Annotated in this window: 15 protein-coding genes and 1 tRNA gene; 5 read left to right on the forward strand and 11 right to left on the reverse strand. The window is 71.9% G+C overall.

The window, feature by feature from the left end:
- Positions 1–218: 218 nt before the first annotated feature.
- The 4 genes from O7610_RS08180 (at position 219) to O7610_RS08195 (ending at position 1,427) form a co-directional block, all read left to right on the forward strand.
- Positions 219–515 (forward strand): hypothetical protein, encoded by a 297-nt coding sequence (locus O7610_RS08180; RefSeq protein ID WP_289212960.1) that lies wholly within the window; start codon positions 219–221, stop codon positions 513–515.
- Positions 516–675: 160 nt separating this feature from the next.
- Entirely contained in the window at positions 676–927 is a 252-nt protein-coding gene (locus tag O7610_RS08185; protein WP_281555597.1) for a helix-turn-helix domain-containing protein, read from the forward strand.
- Entirely contained in the window at positions 924–1,187 is a 264-nt protein-coding gene (locus O7610_RS08190; RefSeq protein ID WP_281555141.1) for a hypothetical protein, read from the forward strand. Before O7610_RS08185 ends, O7610_RS08190 begins: the two co-directional genes overlap by 4 nt.
- A gap of 156 nt (positions 1,188–1,343) precedes the next feature.
- Positions 1,344–1,427: transfer RNA gene (locus O7610_RS08195), tRNA-Leu, on the forward strand.
- A gap of 327 nt (positions 1,428–1,754) precedes the next feature.
- Here O7610_RS08195 and O7610_RS08200 read toward each other — a convergent pair.
- The 9 genes from O7610_RS08200 to O7610_RS08240 all read right to left on the reverse strand — a co-directional run bounded on the left by O7610_RS08200 (position 1,755) and on the right by O7610_RS08240 (position 15,665).
- On the reverse strand, positions 1,755–2,282 hold the full coding sequence (locus tag O7610_RS08200; protein WP_281555142.1) for a flavin reductase family protein: 528 nt from the start codon (positions 2,280–2,282) through the stop codon (positions 1,755–1,757).
- Complete coding sequence (locus tag O7610_RS08205) at positions 2,275–2,688, reverse strand: Fur family transcriptional regulator (protein ID WP_289212961.1); 414 nt, start codon at positions 2,686–2,688, stop codon at positions 2,275–2,277. The genes O7610_RS08200 and O7610_RS08205 overlap by 8 nt, the downstream gene beginning before the upstream one ends.
- 125 nt (positions 2,689–2,813) lie before the next feature.
- The gene (locus tag O7610_RS08210) at positions 2,814–4,373 is read right to left on the reverse strand and encodes an MFS transporter (protein WP_289212962.1); all 1,560 of its coding nucleotides are present in this window, start codon (positions 4,371–4,373) and stop codon (positions 2,814–2,816) included.
- Positions 4,360–5,091 carry a methyltransferase domain-containing protein gene (locus O7610_RS08215; protein ID WP_281555144.1) on the reverse strand — a complete coding sequence of 244 codons (732 nt, stop codon included), beginning with the start codon at positions 5,089–5,091 and terminating at the stop codon, positions 4,360–4,362. Before O7610_RS08215 ends, O7610_RS08210 begins: the two co-directional genes overlap by 14 nt.
- Positions 5,092–5,145: 54 nt before the next feature.
- Positions 5,146–5,931, reverse strand: a complete 786-nt coding sequence (locus tag O7610_RS08220; RefSeq protein WP_289212963.1) for a thioesterase II family protein — start codon at positions 5,929–5,931, stop codon at positions 5,146–5,148.
- Positions 5,928–7,145 (reverse strand): cytochrome P450, encoded by a 1,218-nt coding sequence (locus tag O7610_RS08225; protein WP_289212964.1) that lies wholly within the window; start codon positions 7,143–7,145, stop codon positions 5,928–5,930. Before O7610_RS08225 ends, O7610_RS08220 begins: the two co-directional genes overlap by 4 nt.
- Positions 7,142–9,004 carry a Gfo/Idh/MocA family oxidoreductase gene (locus tag O7610_RS08230; RefSeq protein WP_289212965.1) on the reverse strand — a complete coding sequence of 621 codons (1,863 nt, stop codon included), beginning with the start codon at positions 9,002–9,004 and terminating at the stop codon, positions 7,142–7,144. The genes O7610_RS08225 and O7610_RS08230 overlap by 4 nt, the downstream gene beginning before the upstream one ends.
- On the reverse strand, positions 9,001–10,137 hold the full coding sequence (locus O7610_RS08235) for a saccharopine dehydrogenase NADP-binding domain-containing protein (RefSeq protein WP_289212966.1): 1,137 nt from the start codon (positions 10,135–10,137) through the stop codon (positions 9,001–9,003). The genes O7610_RS08230 and O7610_RS08235 overlap by 4 nt, the downstream gene beginning before the upstream one ends.
- Positions 10,134–15,665, reverse strand: coding sequence for a non-ribosomal peptide synthetase (locus O7610_RS08240; protein WP_289212967.1), 5,532 nt, complete (start codon positions 15,663–15,665; stop codon positions 10,134–10,136). Before O7610_RS08240 ends, O7610_RS08235 begins: the two co-directional genes overlap by 4 nt.
- Before the next feature lie 125 nt (positions 15,666–15,790).
- On the opposite strand from O7610_RS08240, the gene O7610_RS08245 reads away from it, so the two are divergent.
- The gene (locus O7610_RS08245; protein WP_289212968.1) at positions 15,791–17,497 is read left to right on the forward strand and encodes a (2,3-dihydroxybenzoyl)adenylate synthase; all 1,707 of its coding nucleotides are present in this window, start codon (positions 15,791–15,793) and stop codon (positions 17,495–17,497) included.
- Here O7610_RS08245 and solA read toward each other — a convergent pair.
- On the reverse strand, positions 17,475–18,623 hold the full coding sequence (solA, locus tag O7610_RS08250; RefSeq protein WP_289212969.1) for an N-methyl-L-tryptophan oxidase: 1,149 nt from the start codon (positions 18,621–18,623) through the stop codon (positions 17,475–17,477). The genes O7610_RS08245 and solA overlap by 23 nt on opposite strands.
- Positions 18,604–19,746 (reverse strand): LLM class flavin-dependent oxidoreductase, encoded by a 1,143-nt coding sequence (locus O7610_RS08255; RefSeq protein WP_289212970.1) that lies wholly within the window; start codon positions 19,744–19,746, stop codon positions 18,604–18,606. The genes solA and O7610_RS08255 overlap by 20 nt, the downstream gene beginning before the upstream one ends.
- Positions 19,747–19,786: the final 40 nt, after the last annotated feature.

Consider the following 19,786-nt stretch of genomic DNA (forward strand, 5'->3'; position numbering starts at 1 on the left):
GTGGACCGGCAAGGCGGCCGGCATATCGACGTACGACAGTGTGATTTGTGCATCCACAGCCAACTCCACCCGGTCCACGGTGCCGACACTTCTCTTGTCAGCAGAGTTTTCGAGCAGGAAGTGATCTGCAGTGCGTACCCTCTACGACACCGGTTCGGTCCACCCCCCTGGACCGCTACGAGTACTACCGAACCGAAGCGACGGCCGAGGTCGCGCCGGTGGAGATCCGTGGCCGTTCGTCGCTGTCCCTGACCGCCGCGATTCGGATCGCCCAGGTCGGCCAATATGAGGTCGAGGCGACGAGCTGGCTGTCCGACACCGAAGGCGTGGCCCTCCGGACGCAACGGCTGATCCGGGCCAGTGATCCGGAGTCCTACCGGGTCTGCGTCCTCGTCAGCGGCGAGCTCCGGGTCGAGCAGAACGGCAACCAGGGACGCTACGCCCACGGGACATCGCGCTCTATGACACGTCACGCCCCTGGGATGCCCGGCACGTGCCCGGGCGTACCCCCATGAGGCTGGCAATGGTGACCTTCCCCCGGGCTCTCGTGCCAGCGCCCGAGGCGGCGGTACGCCCACTCGTCGGCTCGATCCTACCGAGACGGATGCCGGGACGCGGGCTCGTCGCGGCGTTCCTGGTCGGAATCGCCGGAGCCGCCAGCATCTCGCCCGCTACCTGTACAGGATTCTCGAAGACACCGGGACGACACCGATGCAACTCGTCAAGAAACTGCGGCTGACGGAATGCCGCCGCAGCCTGCGCGACCCGGAACTGTCGTCGACCGCCATCAACGAGATCGTTTCCGCGCACGGCTACTCCCGTCCGGACCAGTTCGCCCGAGACTTCAGGCACCTGTTCGGCATGTCGGCTACCGAGGCACGTCAGTCGATCCGGGACCGGTCGGCCGGACATCGGAATCGGTCATGACGACCGGACGACGGTCGGTCGGAGGCCAAGGCCGACGCGGACCAGGTCACCGCGCGGACGCCGGCGGCGATGGCAGCGTCGGAGCAAGCCAGGCGGCCCGGCCCCTGCCGCCGGTCGAGTTCCATGTCACCGTCCGGGTCGTGTTGCGCCGCCGAGGAGCCTGGCTACTGCTCGGTGTGGCGATCTGCCGGCTCGCGGACGCCCCGCTCGACGCGGTGACCGCAGTGGCCGGCACCATCCAGATGCTCCTGTCCGGTTAGCTGCCGTGCCTGCCGGCAACGCCCGTCGGCACGGTTGTGCATGATCCACTCCGTTCGTGTACAGTCTTGCCCCGTGCGGCCCTCAGCCGCCGACCCCACGGTGTCGACGTCCGGCTGTCGGCCTACCGAATGGGGGCGGTAGAGTGGTCCGGGTAGGTCCGGGTGGCGGAATGGCAGACGCGCTAGCTTGAGGTGCTAGTGCCCGTATAGGGCGTGGGGGTTCAAGTCCCCCCTCGGACACAAACTGGTACCTGATCCATCAGGGTTGGCCTCCGCTTCGATGATGCGGGGGCCTGGTTTGTACGTGAGCTTGAGTCCGAGCTGCTGGTAGACCTGGGCCTTGTCGACGGGGTCGGCGGTGCGTAGGACGTCAGCGATGCCGGAGAGCGCCTCGACCGCGGTGTTGATCTCGGCGAGGGTCATGGCCGGCGAGCTGGCGTAGCTCAGCCTTTATGGTGACTTCTACGCTTGAACCTCAGGTGGTCCGTGGCGGGCCAGGGGCGCAACCTGTGCACGTCGTACTCGGCCGATAATCCGGCGTTCAGCTACGCCGCCGGGGACTGGCGATCAGCCGGACCGTACCTGTCGGTCGCCGCTGCGGGCATCGGTGACGGTGCCGAAGGTGCGATGGAAGAAGATCAGCGGTTGGTGGTCGCGAAGGCTCTCAGCGGAGCGGATTTCCGCGACAACGAGCGTGTGGTCGCCGGCCGGGTGCTCGACGACCGGTACACATTCCAGATGTGCGAGCACGCCTGGGAGGACCGGGACACCGGCACTGGACGGCCGCCACGGCACTCCGGCCAGGCGTTGCGGGCCGGGTGCGGCGAGCGTTCTGCCGAGGTCCTGCTGGTCGGCCGCGAGAATGCCGATCCCGAACCGGGCCGCCTGTCGGATGTCCGGCCAGGTCGTGGACTGCTCCCCCACGCAGAACCCGACCAGCGCCGGCCGCAGCGAAATGGAGAGGAAGGAGCCGACCAGCAGGGCGCGGGGGCCTCGGTCGGTGGCGGCGGTCACCCCGACGACGCCGGTCGGATAGGCGCGCATCACCTCGCGGAACCGGCCCGCCGTCACCGTCGGGCCCGATCGTTCAGTCATCGCCGCGCCGGGCGCAGTTGATGCAGACCCCGAAGAGCTCGAGCATGTAGTTCACGTCGGTGAAGCCGTGTTCATCGGCGACCTGACCGATCCACTCCTGGGTGGGTGGCCCGGCCACCTCGACGGTACGGGCGCAGAGCCGGCACACCAGGTGATGATGCTCGGTCTGGCTGCACCGGCGGTACAGCTGCTCGCCACCCGCGCCGTGCATCACGTCGACCTGACCGGCATTCGCGAACACCTGCAGGGTCCGGTAGACGGTGGTCAGGCCAACGGTCGAGCCCTGGGCACGTAGCTCTGCGTACAGCTGTTGAGCACTGCGGAACTCGGCGGTCGCGTCCAGCAGGGTGAGGATCTCGTTGCGCTGCCGGGTGGATCGGCCGGGCTCCGCAGGCGACTGCTTCACGACACCAACCCCCTTGTACATAACGATTCCCATTATCATAATGGTGGCGAGGAGGATCGGTGGTGATGTGGGTGCCGGGCACCGGTGGCACGATGACCGGTACCCACATCGCCCGACTTCCGTGATCAGTCGCCGCCGTCCGGTCGCCGTACGTCGGCCCTCGCCGGTGTCCGCGCGACGGCGACGTCCGGCTTGTCACGTCGGGACGGAACCGTCGCCAGCGCGACCGCCACTCCGACGGCCGCCGCCCCGGCCGCCACCCAGGAGACCGTGGCCAGGCCCTCGGCGAACGCGACTCGGGCCAGCACCTCCACCTCAGGCGGCAGGTCGGTGAACCGCCCGGCCGACGTCAGATCCCGCAGCCGCTGGGCCGTCGGCCCGGCCGCCCCGGCAGTCCGTATCGCGTCGTCAGACAACCCCGAGCCGACCCGGCCGGCGAGCACCGCGCCGAAGACGGCGGCACCGACCGCCGTGCCGAGTGGGAAGAACGCGTTCGCCGTACCGCTGGCCATCCCCGCCCGCTGCGGCGGTACCACCGACACCGAGATGCCCATCAGCGGCGCGAACAGCAGTCCCATGCCGGCGCCGATCAGTACCAGGCCCGGCAATGCGACCAGCCATGTCGAGTCGGCGCCGACCCGGGCGACGAGCAGGTAGCCCACACAGATGACGACGAAACCGGTGACCACGACCGTACGGTTGCCGTACCGGTGCTGCAGCCGCGCCACCACGAGGCTGCCGGCCACGATCGCCGCCGACAACGCGGACAGTTGCAGCCCGGCCTGCAGCGGCGAGTAACCGAGCATGCCCTGCAGCCACAGCACCAGGTACGGCATCGTGCCGAACCCGACCGCCCGGGTCAGGAAGCTCAGCACGCTCACCCCGGTGAAGGCCCTGATCCGAAACAACGCCAGTTGCAGCATCGGATCAGCGACCCGCCGCTCGGTGGCGACGAACAGCACGAGGGTGACCAGCGCGACGCCGGCGGCGACCAGCGTGACCGGACGCGTCCATCCGTCGTCGGCGCCGGAGATGACCGCCAGGTTGACCGCCCCGAGCAGCAGCACCCCGAGGACCGCCCCAGCGAGGTCGGGCCGACGGCCCCGCTGCCGACCGGCGGCCGGCAGCCAGCGCAGCGCGCCGAACAGCACGAACGCGCCGGGCAGCAGGTTCACCAGGAAGATGGCCCGCCAACCGAGACTCGACACCAGCGCACCGCCGACCAGCGGCGCGATGGCCGCGGAGACGGCGGCGGTCGCGCTGAACACTCCCATCGCGGCGTTGCGCCGCTCCCCCGGGTAGGCCGCCGCCAGCAACGGCAACGCGGGCGCGAAGATCAGCGCGCCACCGATGCCCTGCACCGCCCGGCCGGCGATCAACACCCCCGGGTCAGGCGCAACGCCGCACAGCAGCGAACCGACGGTGAACAGCATCACGCCGGCGACGAAGATCCGCCGCCGACCGAGCCGGTCCGACACCGATCCGCCGACGAGCAGCAAGGCCGCGAACAGCAGCGGGTACGCGTTGACCGTCCACTGCAGCTGCGGGAGAGTAGCCGACAGATCAGCGGCGACCGCCGCCAACGCGACGTTGACGATGGTGATGTCCATCGTGGTGATGGCGGCGGCGACGCTGACCGTGACCAGGGTGCGGCGGGCGGCCGTAGTCGAATCATGCGGTGGCAAGGACGACCACCTCTGGGGCTCCGGCGCCGGTGACGGCGGCGGCGGGCCGGCTGACCATGCCGGACTCGCGGGCGAGCTGGTCGCCGTCGATGGTGTGCCAGTCGTAGCTGTCGGTCACCTCACGCACCAACCGACCGGAGCGGTACACCCGCCAGGTGGTGGTGAACCGCATCAGGTCACCGCCGGCCGGGCTACCGGCGACCCACCACTCGTAGTCGTGCCGGCCGATCGAATCGCGGATCGACAGCGCCGACGGGATCTCCCGCGGCTGCCGTACGCCCATCAGCTCGACCACCACCACACCGCCGGGCGCGAGCCGGCTCCGTAGCAGCCGCCACAGTCGGATCCGCGCTGCTTCGTCGAGGTGACCGGCGACGCCGAACACCACGGCGGCGCAGATGGTGGCGGGCAGCGGCAGGTCCGGTGCGGCGGCGTCGACCACGGTGACCCGTTGCCGCAGCCCGTCGTCGGCCGCGACCCGGCTGGTCAGCACCGCCCGCATCGCGGTGGACGGCTCGACCGCCACGATCCGCGCGCTCGGCAGCGCCGCGGCGATGATCTCGGTGACCCGACCGGTACCGGCACCGATCTCGACGACCGGCCCGGCTGACGGGTCGACACCGGTGAGCGCGGCGGCCAGGGCCGGTCCGCTGCTGGTCGCCTGTCGGGCGGCGACCATCTCGTAGAACTCGGCCACCGGCGAGTAGTAGTCACGCACCGGCTCTCCTCCGATCGGACGGGTTGGCATTGACGGTCGAAACGCGGGTAGCGGTCACGGCATGCTGGGCCAGGCCACCGGGGTGCGGGTCAGCACCGGATCGATTTTGCTCAGGATGGCGGAGATGACGGCGCGCCGCTGCGGCACCAGGTAGAAGTGGTCGCCGGGGAACGTCCGCACGTCGAACCGGCCACTGGTCAGCTGGCCCCAGCTGTACGCCTGCCCGTCGTCGAGCTCCGGATCGGCATCGCCCCGCAGCACCATGACCGGGCAGTCCAGCGGCGCCGCCGGCGCCGGCAGGTACGTCTCGATGAGACGGTAGTCGTTGCGGACGTAGCCCAGCACCGCCCGGCGCAGCTCCGGATCGGCCAGCACCTCGTCGTGGGTGCCGCCGAGCCGGTTCAGCTCGGCGCAGAGTCCGTCGTCGTCACGCCGGTGCACCTCGCCGCCGACCACCTCGCCCGGAGCGGGGCGGCCGGAGACGAACAGCCACTGTGGCTGCCGGGCGCCGAGGCGGCGCAGCCGCTGAACCGTCTCGTACGCCACCGCCGTACCCATGCTGTGACCGAAGACCAGGTAGGGCCGGTCGGCGAGGCGCGCCACGGCGTCGGCGACCGGCGCCGTCAGCGCGTCCATGTCGTCGACAAGCGGATCGGCGAACCGGTCCTCCCGTCCCGGATACTGCACGCAGACCAGCTCGACCGAGGGAGGCAGCAGCGCGTCCCATGCGCGGAAGCTGCCGGCACCGCCGCCAGCGTGCGGGAAGCAGATCAGCCGTACGGCGGCCGCCGGACGCCGCTGGTAGCAGCGCAGCCACGGGCCGTGGATCGCGGTGTTCACCAGGTCACCTGCATCGCCTGGATGCCGAACGTCGCCGCGTCGTTGTTGAACTCGAGATCGTCGAACTCGCCGGCCAGCCGTAGATTCGGGATGCGCCGGATCAGGGTGCCGATGGCGATCTCCAGCTCCAGCCGGGCCAGATTCTGACCGATGCACTGGTGCACCCCGTAGCCGAAGGCGACGTGGTGCCGGTTGGTCCGGTCGAAATCCAGCCGCTGCGGGTCCGGGAACACCTCCGGGTCGTGGTCGGCGGCGGCGAGCAGGGCGATGATGCCGTCGCCCGCCTGGATGTGCGTCCCGTCGAGGTTGATGTCGGCGGCGGCGACGCGCAGCGGGATCGAGTCGGCGACGGACAGGAGACGCAGCAGCTCCTCGACGGCCGCCGGCATCAGCTCGGGCTCGGCGCGCAGCCGGGCCAGCTGCTCGGGGTGGCGCAGCAGCAGCAGAGTGCCGAGCGCGATCATGCTGGTGGTGGTCTCCCTTCCGGCGACGATGGTGATCCCGATCGCGGAGAGCAGCTCGTGCCGGGTCACCACACCGGCCCGCAGGTGGTCGACGACCAGCTTGGACAACAGGTCGTCGCCGGGTGCCTGCTCCCGGGCGGTGATCAGCCCGTCCAGCATCCGGAACATGCTGGCGAGGGCGGCGCTGACTTCCTCGGCGCTGCTGGTGCGTCCACCGGAGATGCGGGTCACGTCGCGGAAGAACTCGATGTCGTCGGTGGGCGCGCCGAACAGGCCCAGTACGGTCGTCGTGGAGACCGCGTTGGCAAACGCGGTGACCAGATCCACCGGCGAACCGCTGTCCAGCATGTCGTCGATGAGCCCGTCGACGGTGTGCTGGATCGTCGGACGCATGTCCCGGATCCGTTTGACGGTGAACTCGGCCTGGAGCATCCGGCGGAAGCGGGTGTGCTCCGGCGGGTCGGTGCGGATGAACGGCCGCGATTTCGCACCGGCCTCCTGCTCACCGATGCCCATCGCCGGAAAGTTCGGATGCCGGATGTCGGCGCTGACCCGGGGGTCGGCCAGCAACGCCCGCACGTCGGCGTAACGAGTGACGATCCACGGCTGTTTGCCGGTGGGCAGGGTCACCCGGGACACCGGTTCGGCGGCGCGTAGTGCGGCGTAGCGCTCCGGCGGAGCGAAGGGGCACTCCCTCGGTACCGGAAACGCCGGCGGTGTCTGGGTCTCGGCGGGAAGAGCCTTGGTCATCGGGACGTTCCTTCCTGGTCGGTAGAGGTCCGGGGTGCCGGCACGAGCACGCCGATCGGCGGTCCGCCGGTGCCGGCCTGTGGAATGTCGTGCAGCGGCATATCGGACTCGGCGGCGATGTCAGCGAGGGTGAGGGTGTACCAGTGGTAGTGGTCGGCGACCTCGCGCACGGCCGTACCGTCCTCGGTCGACACCCGCCATGTCGTGCGCAGGCGCATCCGGTCCGGGCCGTCGGGTTCACCGGAGAACCACCACTCGTAGCGCTGAGCGCCGACCTCGACGCGGGACAGCCGGGTGGGGTCGAGCACGAGCGGCCGGTCGATGGCCATCAGTTCGACGACGATCCGTCCGCCGGGGGCCAACCGTTCGGCGAGCCGCCGCCACAGGCGTACCCGGTCGGGCTGGTCGAGGTGGCCGGCGACTCCGCAGACGACGGCACCGCTGATGGTGTCCGGCAGATCAAGGTCCGGGGCGGGTTCGGCGCAGACGGTGATCCGGCGGCGCAGGTCGGGATCCCGGTAGATCCGGCTGGTCAGCACGGCGCGCATGCCGGTGGCCGGTTCGTGGGCGAGGATCTCCAGGTCCGGGAAGGCCCGGGCGAGGGCGACGGTGACCAGGCCGGTCCCGGCACCGATCTCGACCACCGGGCCGGCGGCGGTGTCGGTCCCGGCCAGTGCCGCGACGACCGCGGGAGCGCTGCCGGTCGCGACGTGCGCGGCAGCGGCGAGGTCGAAGAACTCGGCGGTCGGCGAGTACGGCTCCGCCGCGTCGCTGCCGTCGGTCGGCTCAGCGGCTCCCTCGGTGGGCTCGGTGAGATCGGCGATGGTGATCCGCGACGGGGTCGCCGGTCGCACCACGTCCGGTGGGCCGAGCCGGGCCGCCAGCTCCGACCAGATCCGGCAGGCGGTGATGTCGTACTGGGCGGACCGCAGCGGATCGCCACTACGACGCACGGCGTCCGCGAACCCCCGTAGCGCGCGCCGCACCGCCTCCGGCCAGAGCCGGTCGAAGACGTCGCGCTGGCTGCCGGCGGCGGTGCCCGGCAGCGGCGCGCTGCCCAGCTGGTCGAGCTGCCCGCCGGTGAAGACCAGCCGACCGTCGGTGTCCCGGTCGGCGTGCAGCGTCGGTGTCCACAGCACCGGTCCATGGGTGTCGGCCAGGGTCAGCACCCCGGCCCGGGTGCCGAGACTGATCCGGTGCCAGAACAGGGCATGGTTGTCGCGGTCGGCCGGGTCGAGCTCGTGGTGCACCCGCAAGGTCAGCGGCACACCGCCGACCTGGCCGGTGACCGACCGCAGCGGACCGCCGGCGACCGCCTCGTCGACGCGCCACGGACGCAGACCGCCGAGCGCGGCACCCAGCACGTCCACGAACGGATGCAGCACGTGCACCGGGCTCGCGGCGTCGACGAACACCAGCTTCTCGCGGGAGCGGAGCCGGGCCGCTGCGGCGAGGAACCGACGGACCGGTTCGACGTGCCGGTAGTGGGCGTTGACCCGGTACTGCACGCCGTGGCGGCGCGCGGCCCGCAGGCAGTCGACAAGTTCGTCGTGGTGCACCGGGTGCTCCTGCAGCACGTGCACGCCCCGGGCCAGTAACGCCCGGGCGAGGTCGGTGCCCGCTCCGCCGGAGATGGTGGAGCCGACGACGACGCAGGCGATGTCGATCTCGTCGGCGTCGACCGTGTCCAGGTTGTCGTGGTGGGGCACCCCGTACTCGTCGGCCAGTGCCCGGGAGGCGGTCCCGCCCCGGCTGAGCACGCCGGCGAGGACCAGGTCGGGTGCGAGGTCGGCGACCGCGCGCAGGTAGAACCGGCCGAAGTTGGTGCCGCAGACCAGCACCCGCAGCGGTGTACTCACAGCGTGCCCTCCTCGGTGTCGTCGGCGGTGTCGCCGTCGACCAGCCGCACGGTGAGCGGCTCCCCCGACCCGCGCAGCGCGGCGACCGCGGCCGCCGGGTCCAGCACGTCGGCGGCGAAGTGCACTCCGGGTGGTACGTCGCCGTCGAGTACCGCCACGGCGGCCAGCGCACCGACCAGCCCGGTGAGGCGGTAGCTGCTGGTGGCCCGCAGCACGGCGGTCCGCTCGACGGGGACGCCGCCGCGCGTACCGCCCATCGTGAAGACCATCTGGTAGTAGGGGCAGCGGCCGGCGAGGTCCAGCTCAGCGGCGCGGATCATCCGCCGGGCGAGGTCCGCCTCGTCGGCCCCGACGCTGGCGGCGGCCGGCAGCGCGGCCAGCAGCGTCCGCACCTGGGGCCCCGGGTAGACGTTGAGCCAGTCGACGTCGCGCAGCCGCAGCGCACGGGCCAGTCGGCGGGTCTCGGCGCTGAGGAACGGTTGCACCGCGACGGATCCGGTGAACTGCGGCACGGTCGCTTCCTCGGCCGGACGCAGCGCCCGGGACCGTACCGCCCCGCCCCGCCAGGCGGCGTTGGCCTCGCCGTACGCCGCACCGGCGGCACCACCGGAGCGCAGCGACAGCATCATGTCGATGGCGACCACCGGGGAACAGTGTTCGACACCACCGACCCAGGCGGTCAGCGTGCCGACGTCGTCGAACTCGGTGCTGGCGAGCCAGCGCGGCAGCAGGCTGGACAGGCCGGGCAGGGTGCCGGCGGACAGCACCACCGTACGGCCGCTGTCGGGGACACCGCCGCCGGTCAGGGCCTCGTGGACCGGGTCGTCACCGGCCACGTCGACACAGTGCGCGTCGGCCGCCAGCGCCGCCGCCGCGACCGCCTCCTTCAGCTCGTACGTCGGCCCGGCACAGTTGACCACCAGGGAGGTGCCGGTGCAGAAGTCCGCCAGAGCGGCCGGATCCCGTACGTCGACCTGGACCGTTTCGATCTTGGCACCGGGTAGATCGGCGGCGACGCGCCGCAGTGGATCGCCGCTGCGGGCGCCGAGGCGCAGCGGCCCGACGCCGAGGCGGTGCAGGTGCGCAACGGCGCCCTGACCGACCGATCCGGAGGCCCCCAGTACACCGATCATCGGGTCACCGCCCCGTCGGTGATCTCGCTGAGCAGTTTGACGACGCCCGGGGCGTGCGCCACGTCGATGCAGCTGAAATGGTCGCCGGGGACGTCGACGATGCGCAGGTCGCCCAGGCACAGCTCGGCCCAGTGCTGGGTGACCGCGTCCCGGCTGCCCGGGAACGGGTAGGCACCGCTGTGGCGCAGGAAGGTGATGTCGCCGGCGTACGGCTCCGGTTCGTAGCGGGTGATGGCGAACACGCTCTGCCGGAAGGTGCGGAACAGCCGCATCATGTGGTCCGGCTCGTACATCCCGGCCGAGGCGGGAACCGCCTCGCACATCCGGGCGACCCGCTGCTCGCGGGGCAGTGCGGCGAGCGCCCGGAAGGCGGCGGCGACGTCGGCGTGCTCGCCGGTCAGTTCGACGAAGCCGCCGTCACGCAGCACACCGGGGCTACCGGCCAGGACCGCGTCGGCTGCACGGGCCACCGCGAGTTCGTCGGCGGGGAACCCGATATCGGCGGGCGCGATGCCCATCATCACGGCGAACGAGTACTCCGACAACAGTTCGTCGTCGAGCCGGAACCGGGGGCTGTGGCTGCTGATCGCGGTCAGGGTCGCGACGTTGGCGCCGCGCTCGCTGAGGCCACGGGCGATCTCGGTGGCGATCAGACCGCCGAGGCAGTAGCCGACGACGTGCAGTTCACGGGCACCGAGCTCACCGATCTCGGTCGCGTAGTCGGCCGCGATCCGGTCGATCAGGCCGGCCGGGTCGGCCTCCAGGAAGGTCGGCAGATGCGGTACCTCGACACCGATGACCGAGCTGGTGCCGGCGGAGCGGCGGCGGATCTCGGTGATGATCGCCCGGTACGGCATGATCGTGCCGGTGCCGGCGTGCACGAGTACGGTGAGCGGATCGGTGCCGGCGCCGTGCAGTCGGACCACCGGTGAGGTGCGGACGGCACCGTCGCCTGGTGCCGACGTCTGCGGTGTGGTGACCGTACGCAGGTAGGCGGCGAGTGCGGCGACGGTCGGTTGGCGCAGCATGTGTCGCAGCACCACCTCCCACTCGAGGGCTACCACGTCGGGGACGCGTTCCCGCAGCAGGCCGACGAGGCGGGCGACGAGCAGCGAGTCGCCGCCGAGGGCGAAGAAGTCGTCGTGGCGGCCGACGTACTCGCGGTCGAGCAGTTCCGCCCAGATGCCGGCGAGGTGGCGTTCCAGCGCGTCCACCGGATCGGCGGCCACCGCCGCGGTCTGCTGGCCCTGGTCGGTGCCGGGCAGCCAGGTCCGCAGCCGGTTGCGGTCGACCTTTCCGTTGCTGGTACGAGGCAACCCGTCGACCAGCTGCCACACCGTCGGCACCATGTAGTCGGGCAGTCGGGCGGTGGTGTGCCGGACAAGGTCGGCGGTGGTCACCGGCGTCCGGTCGGTCTTGACCCGGGCGAGGAACAGCTGCTGACCGGTGGGGTGCAGCGGCTCGCCGGCCGCCGGCAGATGGGTGACCAGCTCGGCTCCGGCCGCGCCGAGCAGCTCACGCCACTGTGGCCCGGTGAGGAACGACTGGCCGGCGGCAGCGCGCACGTCGGTGAACGGGCCCGCGGCGGCCTCCAGGAACTCCATGGACACCAGCAGCGCCGGGTCGTCGTCGCGGGTCTGTTCCATGATCACGAGCCAGCCGCCGGGGGCGAGCAGGCCGGTGAGCCGCTCGATCGCGGCGGCGGCGTCCGGTGCGGTGTGCAGATGGTTCGCGGCGATGACCACGTCGACGCTGTTCGGGGTCAGCCCTTGGGCGCGAGGGTCGTCGCGCAGGTCGAAGCGGGCGTAGCGGATCCACGGGTGGTGGGCGAACTGGTCCCGGGCTTCGTTGAGGAAGAACGTCGACGGGTCGGTGAACAGGTAGTCGGGGCGGTACTCGGCCAGGGCGGGGGCGAGCAGACTGGTGGTGCCGGCGACGCCACCGCCGACCTCCAGCACCCGCAGCGCTCCGTCGCCGTCGTGCCGCTCGGCGATGTGCCGCAGCGCCGCGACGATCGCCTGGTGCAGGTGGGCGACGGCGAGGTTGTCGCGGTAGGCAGCGGCCATCGCGTCGGCGCGGGCACCGGGGAACAGCAACGCGCGGATGTCGGTGCTGCCGGCGATCAGCGCTGGCAGGTGGTCGGTGCAGGTGCGGACCGCGTCGATCAGGTCGGTGCTGTAGTCGAGCCGACGATCGGCTTCGGTGAGTCGCAGCCAAGCGCCGTCGAGTTCGTCGGGCGCCGGTACGGCGAGATCGCCGTAGCGGGCGGCGTCGGTGACGCGGAGCCGCCCTGCGCGGGTCAACGCGGCGAGCCACCGGCGTACGATCGGCGCGGTCACCGCGGTGGCGTCCAACGCCTGGCAGACCTCGTCGGCGCTGTGCCAGGTGTCACCGGTGGCGACGTCGGCGTCGGCGAGGGTGGCGGCCATCGCGGTCAGTGCGACCTCGGCCAGCGCGGCCTGGAAGTCGGCGAGGGCCTGCGGGTCGACCCCGGTCTGCGCGGCCCGCGACGCCGCCGCCGCGACGGCACCGGTCCCGGCGGCGGCGGCCCCGGCGGCAGAGTCGGGCGTGGTGACGGCGGGTTCGACGAACGCGGCGAGCCGCTTGCCGCCGGGGTGGGCGGCGTCGACCAGCACGGCAGCGCCGGCGACACCGGGGTGGGCCTGCACGGCGGTCTCGACCTCGGCCAGTTCGATCCGGTAGCCCCGGATCTTGACCTGGTCGTCCTGGCGACCGAGGAACTCGATGGTCCCGTCGGGCCAGTAGCGGCCCAGGTCACCGGTGCGGTAGAGCCGTTCGCCGGTGCTCGGATGCCGCAGGAACCGGTCGGTGGTGCGCTGCGGGTCGTGGTAGTAGCCCAGGGCCACGCCGGCACCACCGATGTAGAGCTCGCCAGCGATCCAGTCGGGACGGTCCCGCAGCTGGGCGTCGAGCACGTGGAACGTCTGATTGGTCAGCGGCACCCCGTACGGGATGCTGGGCCGGTTGTGGTCGACGACGTCGATGGGATGCCAGATCGACCAGATCGATCCCTCGGTGGCGCCACCGAGGCTGACCACCCGCAGTCGCGGCAGCAGCTCGCGGACCGCGTCCGGCAGGGCGACCGGAATCCAGTCGCCGGAGAGCATGGCCAGCCGTAGCCCCGCTGGACGCAGATCCGGCACCGCCCGCAGGTAGTCGTGCAGCATCTGCAACTGGCCGGGCACCGAGTTCCAGATCGTGACGGCGTGGCGGTCGGCGAGGTCGGCCCAGTGCGACGGGTCACCCCGGCGGTCCGCGTCGGGCAGCACCAGCCGGCCGCCGACGGCGAGCGGGCCGAACACGTCGTAGACCGACAGGTCGAAACCGAGGCTGGCCAGGCCGAGCACGGAGTCGTCCGCGCCGACGGCGAACCGGCGGTTGATGTCGTCGATGGTGTTGCGCGCCGCCCGGTGGCTGATCATGACGCCCTTGGGTGTTCCGGTGGACCCGGAGGTGTAGATGACATACGCCAGGTCGTCGGGGCCAGGACGGGCGACGGCCGGGGGCCGGTTCCCGGATGCCGGTCCGGTCCGCGCCGACGGCCCGCCAGCGGCCACCGTGTCGGCAGCCACGATGTCGACCGCGACGGCGGTGACCGAGTCGGGCAGGGCCGCGGCGTCGAGCAGCCAGGACTGGGTCAGTACGGTACGCACCTGCGCGTCGGTGAGGATGGCGTTGCGCCGGGCGGCCGGTTGCGTGACGTCGACCGGCAGGTACGCCCCACCGGCGAGCAGGGCGCCGAGGACCGCGACGATCTGCTCCCAGCCCTTGTCCATCAGCACCGCGACCGGTTCGGCGGGACGTAGCCCGGCGCCGGCGAGCAGGTCGGCGACGGCGGTGGCGCGGTCGAGCAGGTCGCGGTAGGTCAGCTCGTGTCCGTCAGCGACGACCGCCACCCGTTCGGGGGTGCGGCGCGCCTGGGCGACGACGTCGTCGTGCAGCAGCCCGTCGGGGAGCGGACCGTCGGTGGCGTTGACCTGCCGGCGGCGCTCGCGCTGCGCGGCGGGCAACGCGACCGGGGACGGATCCCGCCACGGGCCGTCGTCGTCGGCCAGACGCTCGACGGCATCGACCCACGCGCCGAAGGCGTCGTCGGCCAGGTCGGCCGGCAGTACGTTGTCGCGCACATCCCAGGACAGGGCCAGTCCGTCACCGCGCGGCATGACCTGGCAGTCGATCCAGACCTGCGGTGTCTGGCTGATCGCGTACCCGACCTGGCCCCGGGCCGGCGACGGTGCGGGCGTGTCGAGGGTGCTGGTGAACACGACCGGGAGCAGCTGCCGGGTGCCGGTGCGTCGGCTCAGCTCGGCGAGGACCTCGCTGCCGGTGAACAGGCCGTGCGACAGGTCCTCCAGGAGTTGGCCGGCGACCGCCGTGGCGCGCTCGGCGAAAGGAAGTGGCGTGGTGAGGTCCACGGCGAGTGGCTCGACCACGGTGAAGTCGCCGACCAGCGACTCAACGGCGGGGTGCAGCGGCAGCCGCTGGAAGGTCGGGATGTTGAGCGTGAATCTCGGATTGCGACTCCACCTGCCGATGACCTCGGCGTAGGCGGTGAGCAGCACGGTCGAGACGCTCACCTGGTGGCGGGCCGCGCGCTCGCGCAGTGCGGTCCACAGCGGGCCGGGCAGCTGGCGTTCCCGCCGACGGAACCGGACGGGCCCGTCGGCACCGGCGTCGCCAGCGTCTGCGGCGGGTAGTTCGGGGGCGCCGGGCAGGTCGTCGAGGCGGCGCAGCCAGTACTCGCGGTCGCGGCGGTACGCCGGAGTGTCGGTGATCCTACGGCGGCTGATCAGGTAGTCACGGTAGGTGACGTCGATGGGATCGAGAGTGGCGTGCGGGTCGGTGTAGAGCTGGTCGAACTCGGTGACGAGTCGCTGCACGCTGGCGTAGTCCACGATGAGCAGGTCGAGGGACAGGTGCAGGACCGCCCGGTCGTCGGTACGGGTCACGTGCAGGGCGAACAGCGGCCAGCGGTCGGTCGGGGCGACCCGGTGCGACAGCCTGTCGCGCAGCTGGCGCAGGTGGTCGTCAATCTCGGTCGCCGCACGTCCACGTAGGTCGGTGACGCTGATCGGACAGGCCGGTGGCTGGGCGAGGACGACCTGGTAGCCGTCGCTGTGCACCACGGCGCGCAACATGTCGTGCCGGGCGACGAGCCGGTCCCAGGTGCGCTGCACCCGGGCCGGGTCCAGGTCGGGGTAGTCGTACTCGACGTAGGCATGGCAGGCGACGCCGCCGTACTCGTAGTGGGTGCCCCGGCCGACCAGGTAGGCGGCCTGCAGGTCGGACAGCGGGAAGGGTTCGTGCCGGCCGGCCGGGTCGGCGGTGAACTGCGCGGGTGCGGCCTGCCGCAGGTGTGCGCGGATGGCCTCGCGGTGCCGGCGGACGGCGGCCCGCCGCTCGTCGGTGAAGGCGCCCTTGCGGGCGCGGAACCGCAGCTCGTCGCCTTCGAGCCACAGGGTCACGCCGTCGGCGTCCAGCTCGGTGATCAGTTCGTCGACATCCATCGGGCTCCGCCTCGTAGTCACGGTCTGTTCGGGTCACTCCACCCAACGACTTGTTGAAAATGACATTCAACTGCGATAGACGTATCTAAGCACAGTCCTGATCAGCGGACCAGAAGGGACCCGGCATGAACCCCGACCACGAGGACCGGCCCGGTCCCGGTACGATCGTCGACCCGGGCTGGGTAGCCTGGCCGGAGTCCGACGCACGGCGCTACCGCGCCGCCGGCTTCTGGGCCGGTGAAACCTTCGACCACCTGCTCCGACGCTGGGCGCAGCAGCACGATGGACGGACCGCCCTGGTCGACGGAGCTCGACGGTGGACCTACCGGCAGCTGGACGACGCGGCGGACCGGATCAGCGCCGGTCTGCGCCGGCTCGGGCTGCGTCGCGGCGACCGGGTCATCCTGCAACTGCCCAACCGGGCCGAGTTCGTCGAGATCTGGTTCGGTCTGCAACGGCTCGGTGCGGTCCCCGTACACGCCATGCCCGGACACCGCCGCGCGGAGATCGCCCACCTGGCGGCGCTGTCAGGCGCGGCCGGCTACGTCGTCGCCGACCGGCACGCCCGGTTCGACTACCGCACCCTGGCCACCCAGGTGCACGCCGAACGCCGCACCGCCGACGAACCGTTGCGCCACGTCGTGGTGCTCGGCGACCCGGCGGACTCCGGCTTCACCAGCTACGCCGACCTGCACGACGGCCCGCCCGAACAGCCCGCGACCGCCGACGACGGCCCTCGGCCGACCGCCGCCGACCTGGCGCTGCTGCTGCTCTCCGGCGGCACCACCGGGCTGCCCAAGCTCATCCCCCGCAGCCACGACGACTACGCCTACAACGCCCGCAGCGGCGCCGGGATCTGCCGGCTCGGACCGGACGACGTCTACCTGGCCGTGCTGCCGATCGGCTTCAACTTCACCTTCGCCTGCCCCGGCGTGCTCGGCACCCTGATGGCCGGCGGCACCGTCGTCATCGCCCCCAACCCGAGCCCGGCCACCGCCTTCCGGCTGATCGAACAGGAGCGGGTCACCTGCACCGCGCTCAACCCACCGCTGGTGCCATACTGGTTCGCCGAGTACGCCGACAGCCGGCCCGACCTGTCCAGCCTGCGGTTCGTGCAGGTCGGCAGCGCCCGACTGGCCGACGAGCTGGCACGGCGGTTCACCCCCACCCTCGGGGTGCCGCTGCAGCAGGTGTACGGCATGGCCGAAGGCCTGATCAACTACACCCGACTCGACGACCCCGACGAGCTGGTCTGCACCACGCAGGGCCGCCCCGGCTCCCCCGCCGACGAGATCCGCGTGGTCGATCCCGTCAACGGGCGGCCGGTACCGGCCGGCGAGCCCGGCGAGCTGCACACCCGTGGGCCGTACACGCTGCGCGGCTACTACCGGGCCGACGCCCCGGCGGCCGCCTCCTTCACACCCGACGGCTTCTACCGCACCGGTGACCTGGTCCGGGAACTGCCCACCGGGCACCTCACCGTGGTCGGCCGGGTCAAGGACCAAATCAACCGGGGCGGCGAGAAGATCGCCGCGACGGAGGTGGAGGGTCACCTGCTCGCCCACCCGGCCGTCCGGCAGGCCGCGCTCGTCGGCGTACCGGACGAGCAGTGGGGTGAGGCGCCGGCGGCCGTCCTGGTCTGCGCCGGACCGCCGCCGACGGCCGCCGAGGTGGTGGCGTTCCTGCGCGGACGCGGGCTGGCCGCGTACAAGCTGCCGGACCGCGTCGAGTATGTCGACGCGATGCCGCTGACCGCCGTCGGCAAGATCGACAAGAAGGTGCTCGCACAACGTCTGGCGACGGCCACGGTCACCACCGGTCCGGATGCATGAACGCCACCGGCACCGGCGGCGTCGTGCCGCGGACCAGGTCGGCCACCACCTCACCGACACCGGTGGCGTGTTTGAACCCGTGCCCGCTGTCGCCCCCGGCGACGATCAGCCGAGTGTCATCGCCCGGGCTGCCGAGCACGAACTGCCGGTCCGGGGTCATCGGGTACATGCAGACCGCGGCCCGCGACGGCACCGGTTGCAGACCGGGCAGTGCGACGTCGAGGCGGCGCACCAGCGGCTCCCAGTCGGCGGCGGCGACCTGGCGGTCGTCGCTGTCGGGATGCATCTCGCGCAGCAGACCGCCGTGGTCCTCCAGGCCGAGCTTCAGCTCGCCGCCGGAGTGCACCCCGTGCCCCCACACGCAGGTGCCGTCGTCCAGTTGCCGAATGAACACCGGCACGTCGGCCAGCCCGTACCGGTCGGCATCGGCTGGGTCGCCCGGCCGGAACCAGGTGATCGGCACCCGCAGCACCCGCAGCGGGACCCCGGGCAGCAGGGCCGGCAGCCACGCCCCGGCGGCGACCACGACCCGCCTGGCCCGCAACGCACCGCCGTCGGCGGTGTGCACCAGCGCACCGCCGGCGACCAGCTCGATCCGGGTCACCCGGGTGCCGGTCAGCGCCCGCGCGCCAAGCCCGACCGCGACGCGCACCGCTGCCCGGACCGCCGCCTCCGCGGCGATCAGGCCGGCGGCCGGCTCCCACACCGCGGCGTGGTGGTCGCCGATCCCGGCGTGCCGGGGCAGCCGGTCGCGCACCTCGGCGGCGTTCCAGACCTCGACGTCGAGCCCGTGGCGACGGGCGGCGGCGACGGTGCCGGCGATCACGTGCCCGGCTCGGGGCCCGATGAGCACCCCGCCGGTCGGCTCGAACAGGTTCTCGCCAGCGGCCAGCGCCAGTCCCTGCCAGAGCTGGCCGGACCGGCGGGCCAGTGGCACCAGGTCCGGGTGTTCCAGGCAGGCGGTACGGAACATCCTGGTCCCGCCGTGCGACGAGCCGAAGCCGTGGCCCGGGGTGAACTGGTCGACGCCGATCGCTTCGACGCCGGCCGCCGCCAGTCGCCACAACGCGGCGGCACCGAACACCCCGAGACCGACGACGACGACCTCAGCGTCCGGCGAGCGCACGGCTGGCCTCGACGGAACCGTCCGATGCCTGTTCGGCACCGGGATCGTCCGGTGCCACCGGGTCGGCGTCGGCGAAGTGTGGCGCCACCTGTTCGGCGAACAGCCGCAGCGTCCGCTGCGCGTCCGCCGCAGCGGTCGCTCCCGGGTTCACCTGCAGGCACACGGTCACATCAGGGCCGAACCATTCGGCGATCGTGGCCAGCTGGTCGCGTACCTGGCCGGGGGTGCCGGCGAGGACCTTGTTGTCGGCGTGCGACCGGTCGAAGTCGTACTGCCGGACCTTGTCGATGAGCTGCTCGTACCCGGGATAGTCGGCGCTGCGCACCGTCGACCAGGCGGCGATCGCGGTGGTCATCCTGTCGATGTAGTTGAGCTCCCACCGGCGGGCGGCGGCCAGCGCGGCGGCACCGTCCTGTGCGAGATAGCAGGTGTACTTGATCTGCACCCGCCCCGGGCCGGGGTGGCCGGCGGCGGCCCGGGCCTGGCGGTAGGCAGCGAGCATCTCTTGCAGCCCGTCGCGGCTGGTCACCGTCGGCACGACCTGCAGGTGGTATCCGGCCCGGCCGGCCTCGGCGCAGGACGCGGGACTGGTGGTGGAGGCCACGAAGATCGGCGGGTGCGGCCGCTGGTACGGCCGGGGCAGCATCGTCACCGGGCCGAAGGTGACCCAGTCACCGGACCAGGAAACGTCAGTCTCCGTCCACAGTCGGCGGCAGATCTCGATCCCTTCGGCGAACCGGGCGCGGCTTGCGCTCATCGGCACCTCGAAGGCGGCGAACTCCTCCGGCAGGAACGCCCGGCCGAAGCCGACGTCGAGCCGCCCGTGGGACAGGTTGTCCAACATGGCCAGTTTGCCGGCGAGCTTGATCGGATGGGTGAAGGCTGGCACCACGGCGCCGGTCGTCACCCGGATCCGACGGGTCCGGGCGGCGACCGCCGCCAGGAACGTCACCGGGTCCGGGCTGTACCCGCCGTAGGCGGAGAAGTAGTGCTCCACCACCTGGACGTGCTCGTAGCCGAGTTCGTCGGCGAGTTCCGCCAGCGCCAGGCTCTCGTCGTACCAGTCGACCGCGCTCTTCTCGTCCGGCGACAGGACCGGGAAAAAACCCACACCGAATTGCATAAGTGCCCTCCGTGGCGAATAGCCGGTAGCGCGTACCAGT

The organism is Solwaraspora sp. WMMA2065, assembly GCF_030345075.1.
Taxonomy (GTDB): domain Bacteria; phylum Actinomycetota; class Actinomycetes; order Mycobacteriales; family Micromonosporaceae; genus Micromonospora_E.

What these genes read in the sequence shown, in the direction of transcription:
- O7610_RS08200 (WP_281555142.1), bottom strand. Translation starts at nt 2,282, where the DNA reads ATGACTGAACGATCGGGCCCGACGGTGACGGCGGGCCGGTTCCGCGAG.
- O7610_RS08235 (WP_289212966.1), bottom strand. Translation starts at nt 10,137, where the DNA reads ATGATCGGTGTACTGGGGGCCTCCGGATCGGTCGGTCAGGGCGCCGTT.
- O7610_RS08190 (WP_281555141.1), top strand. Translation starts at nt 924, where the DNA reads ATGACGACCGGACGACGGTCGGTCGGAGGCCAAGGCCGACGCGGACCA.
- O7610_RS08240 (WP_289212967.1), bottom strand. Translation starts at nt 15,665, where the DNA reads ATGGATGTCGACGAACTGATCACCGAGCTGGACGCCGACGGCGTGACC.
- O7610_RS08245 (WP_289212968.1), top strand. Translation starts at nt 15,791, where the DNA reads ATGAACCCCGACCACGAGGACCGGCCCGGTCCCGGTACGATCGTCGAC.
- O7610_RS08255 (WP_289212970.1), bottom strand. Translation starts at nt 19,746, where the DNA reads ATGCAATTCGGTGTGGGTTTTTTCCCGGTCCTGTCGCCGGACGAGAAG.
- O7610_RS08225 (WP_289212964.1), bottom strand. Translation starts at nt 7,145, where the DNA reads ATGACCAAGGCTCTTCCCGCCGAGACCCAGACACCGCCGGCGTTTCCG.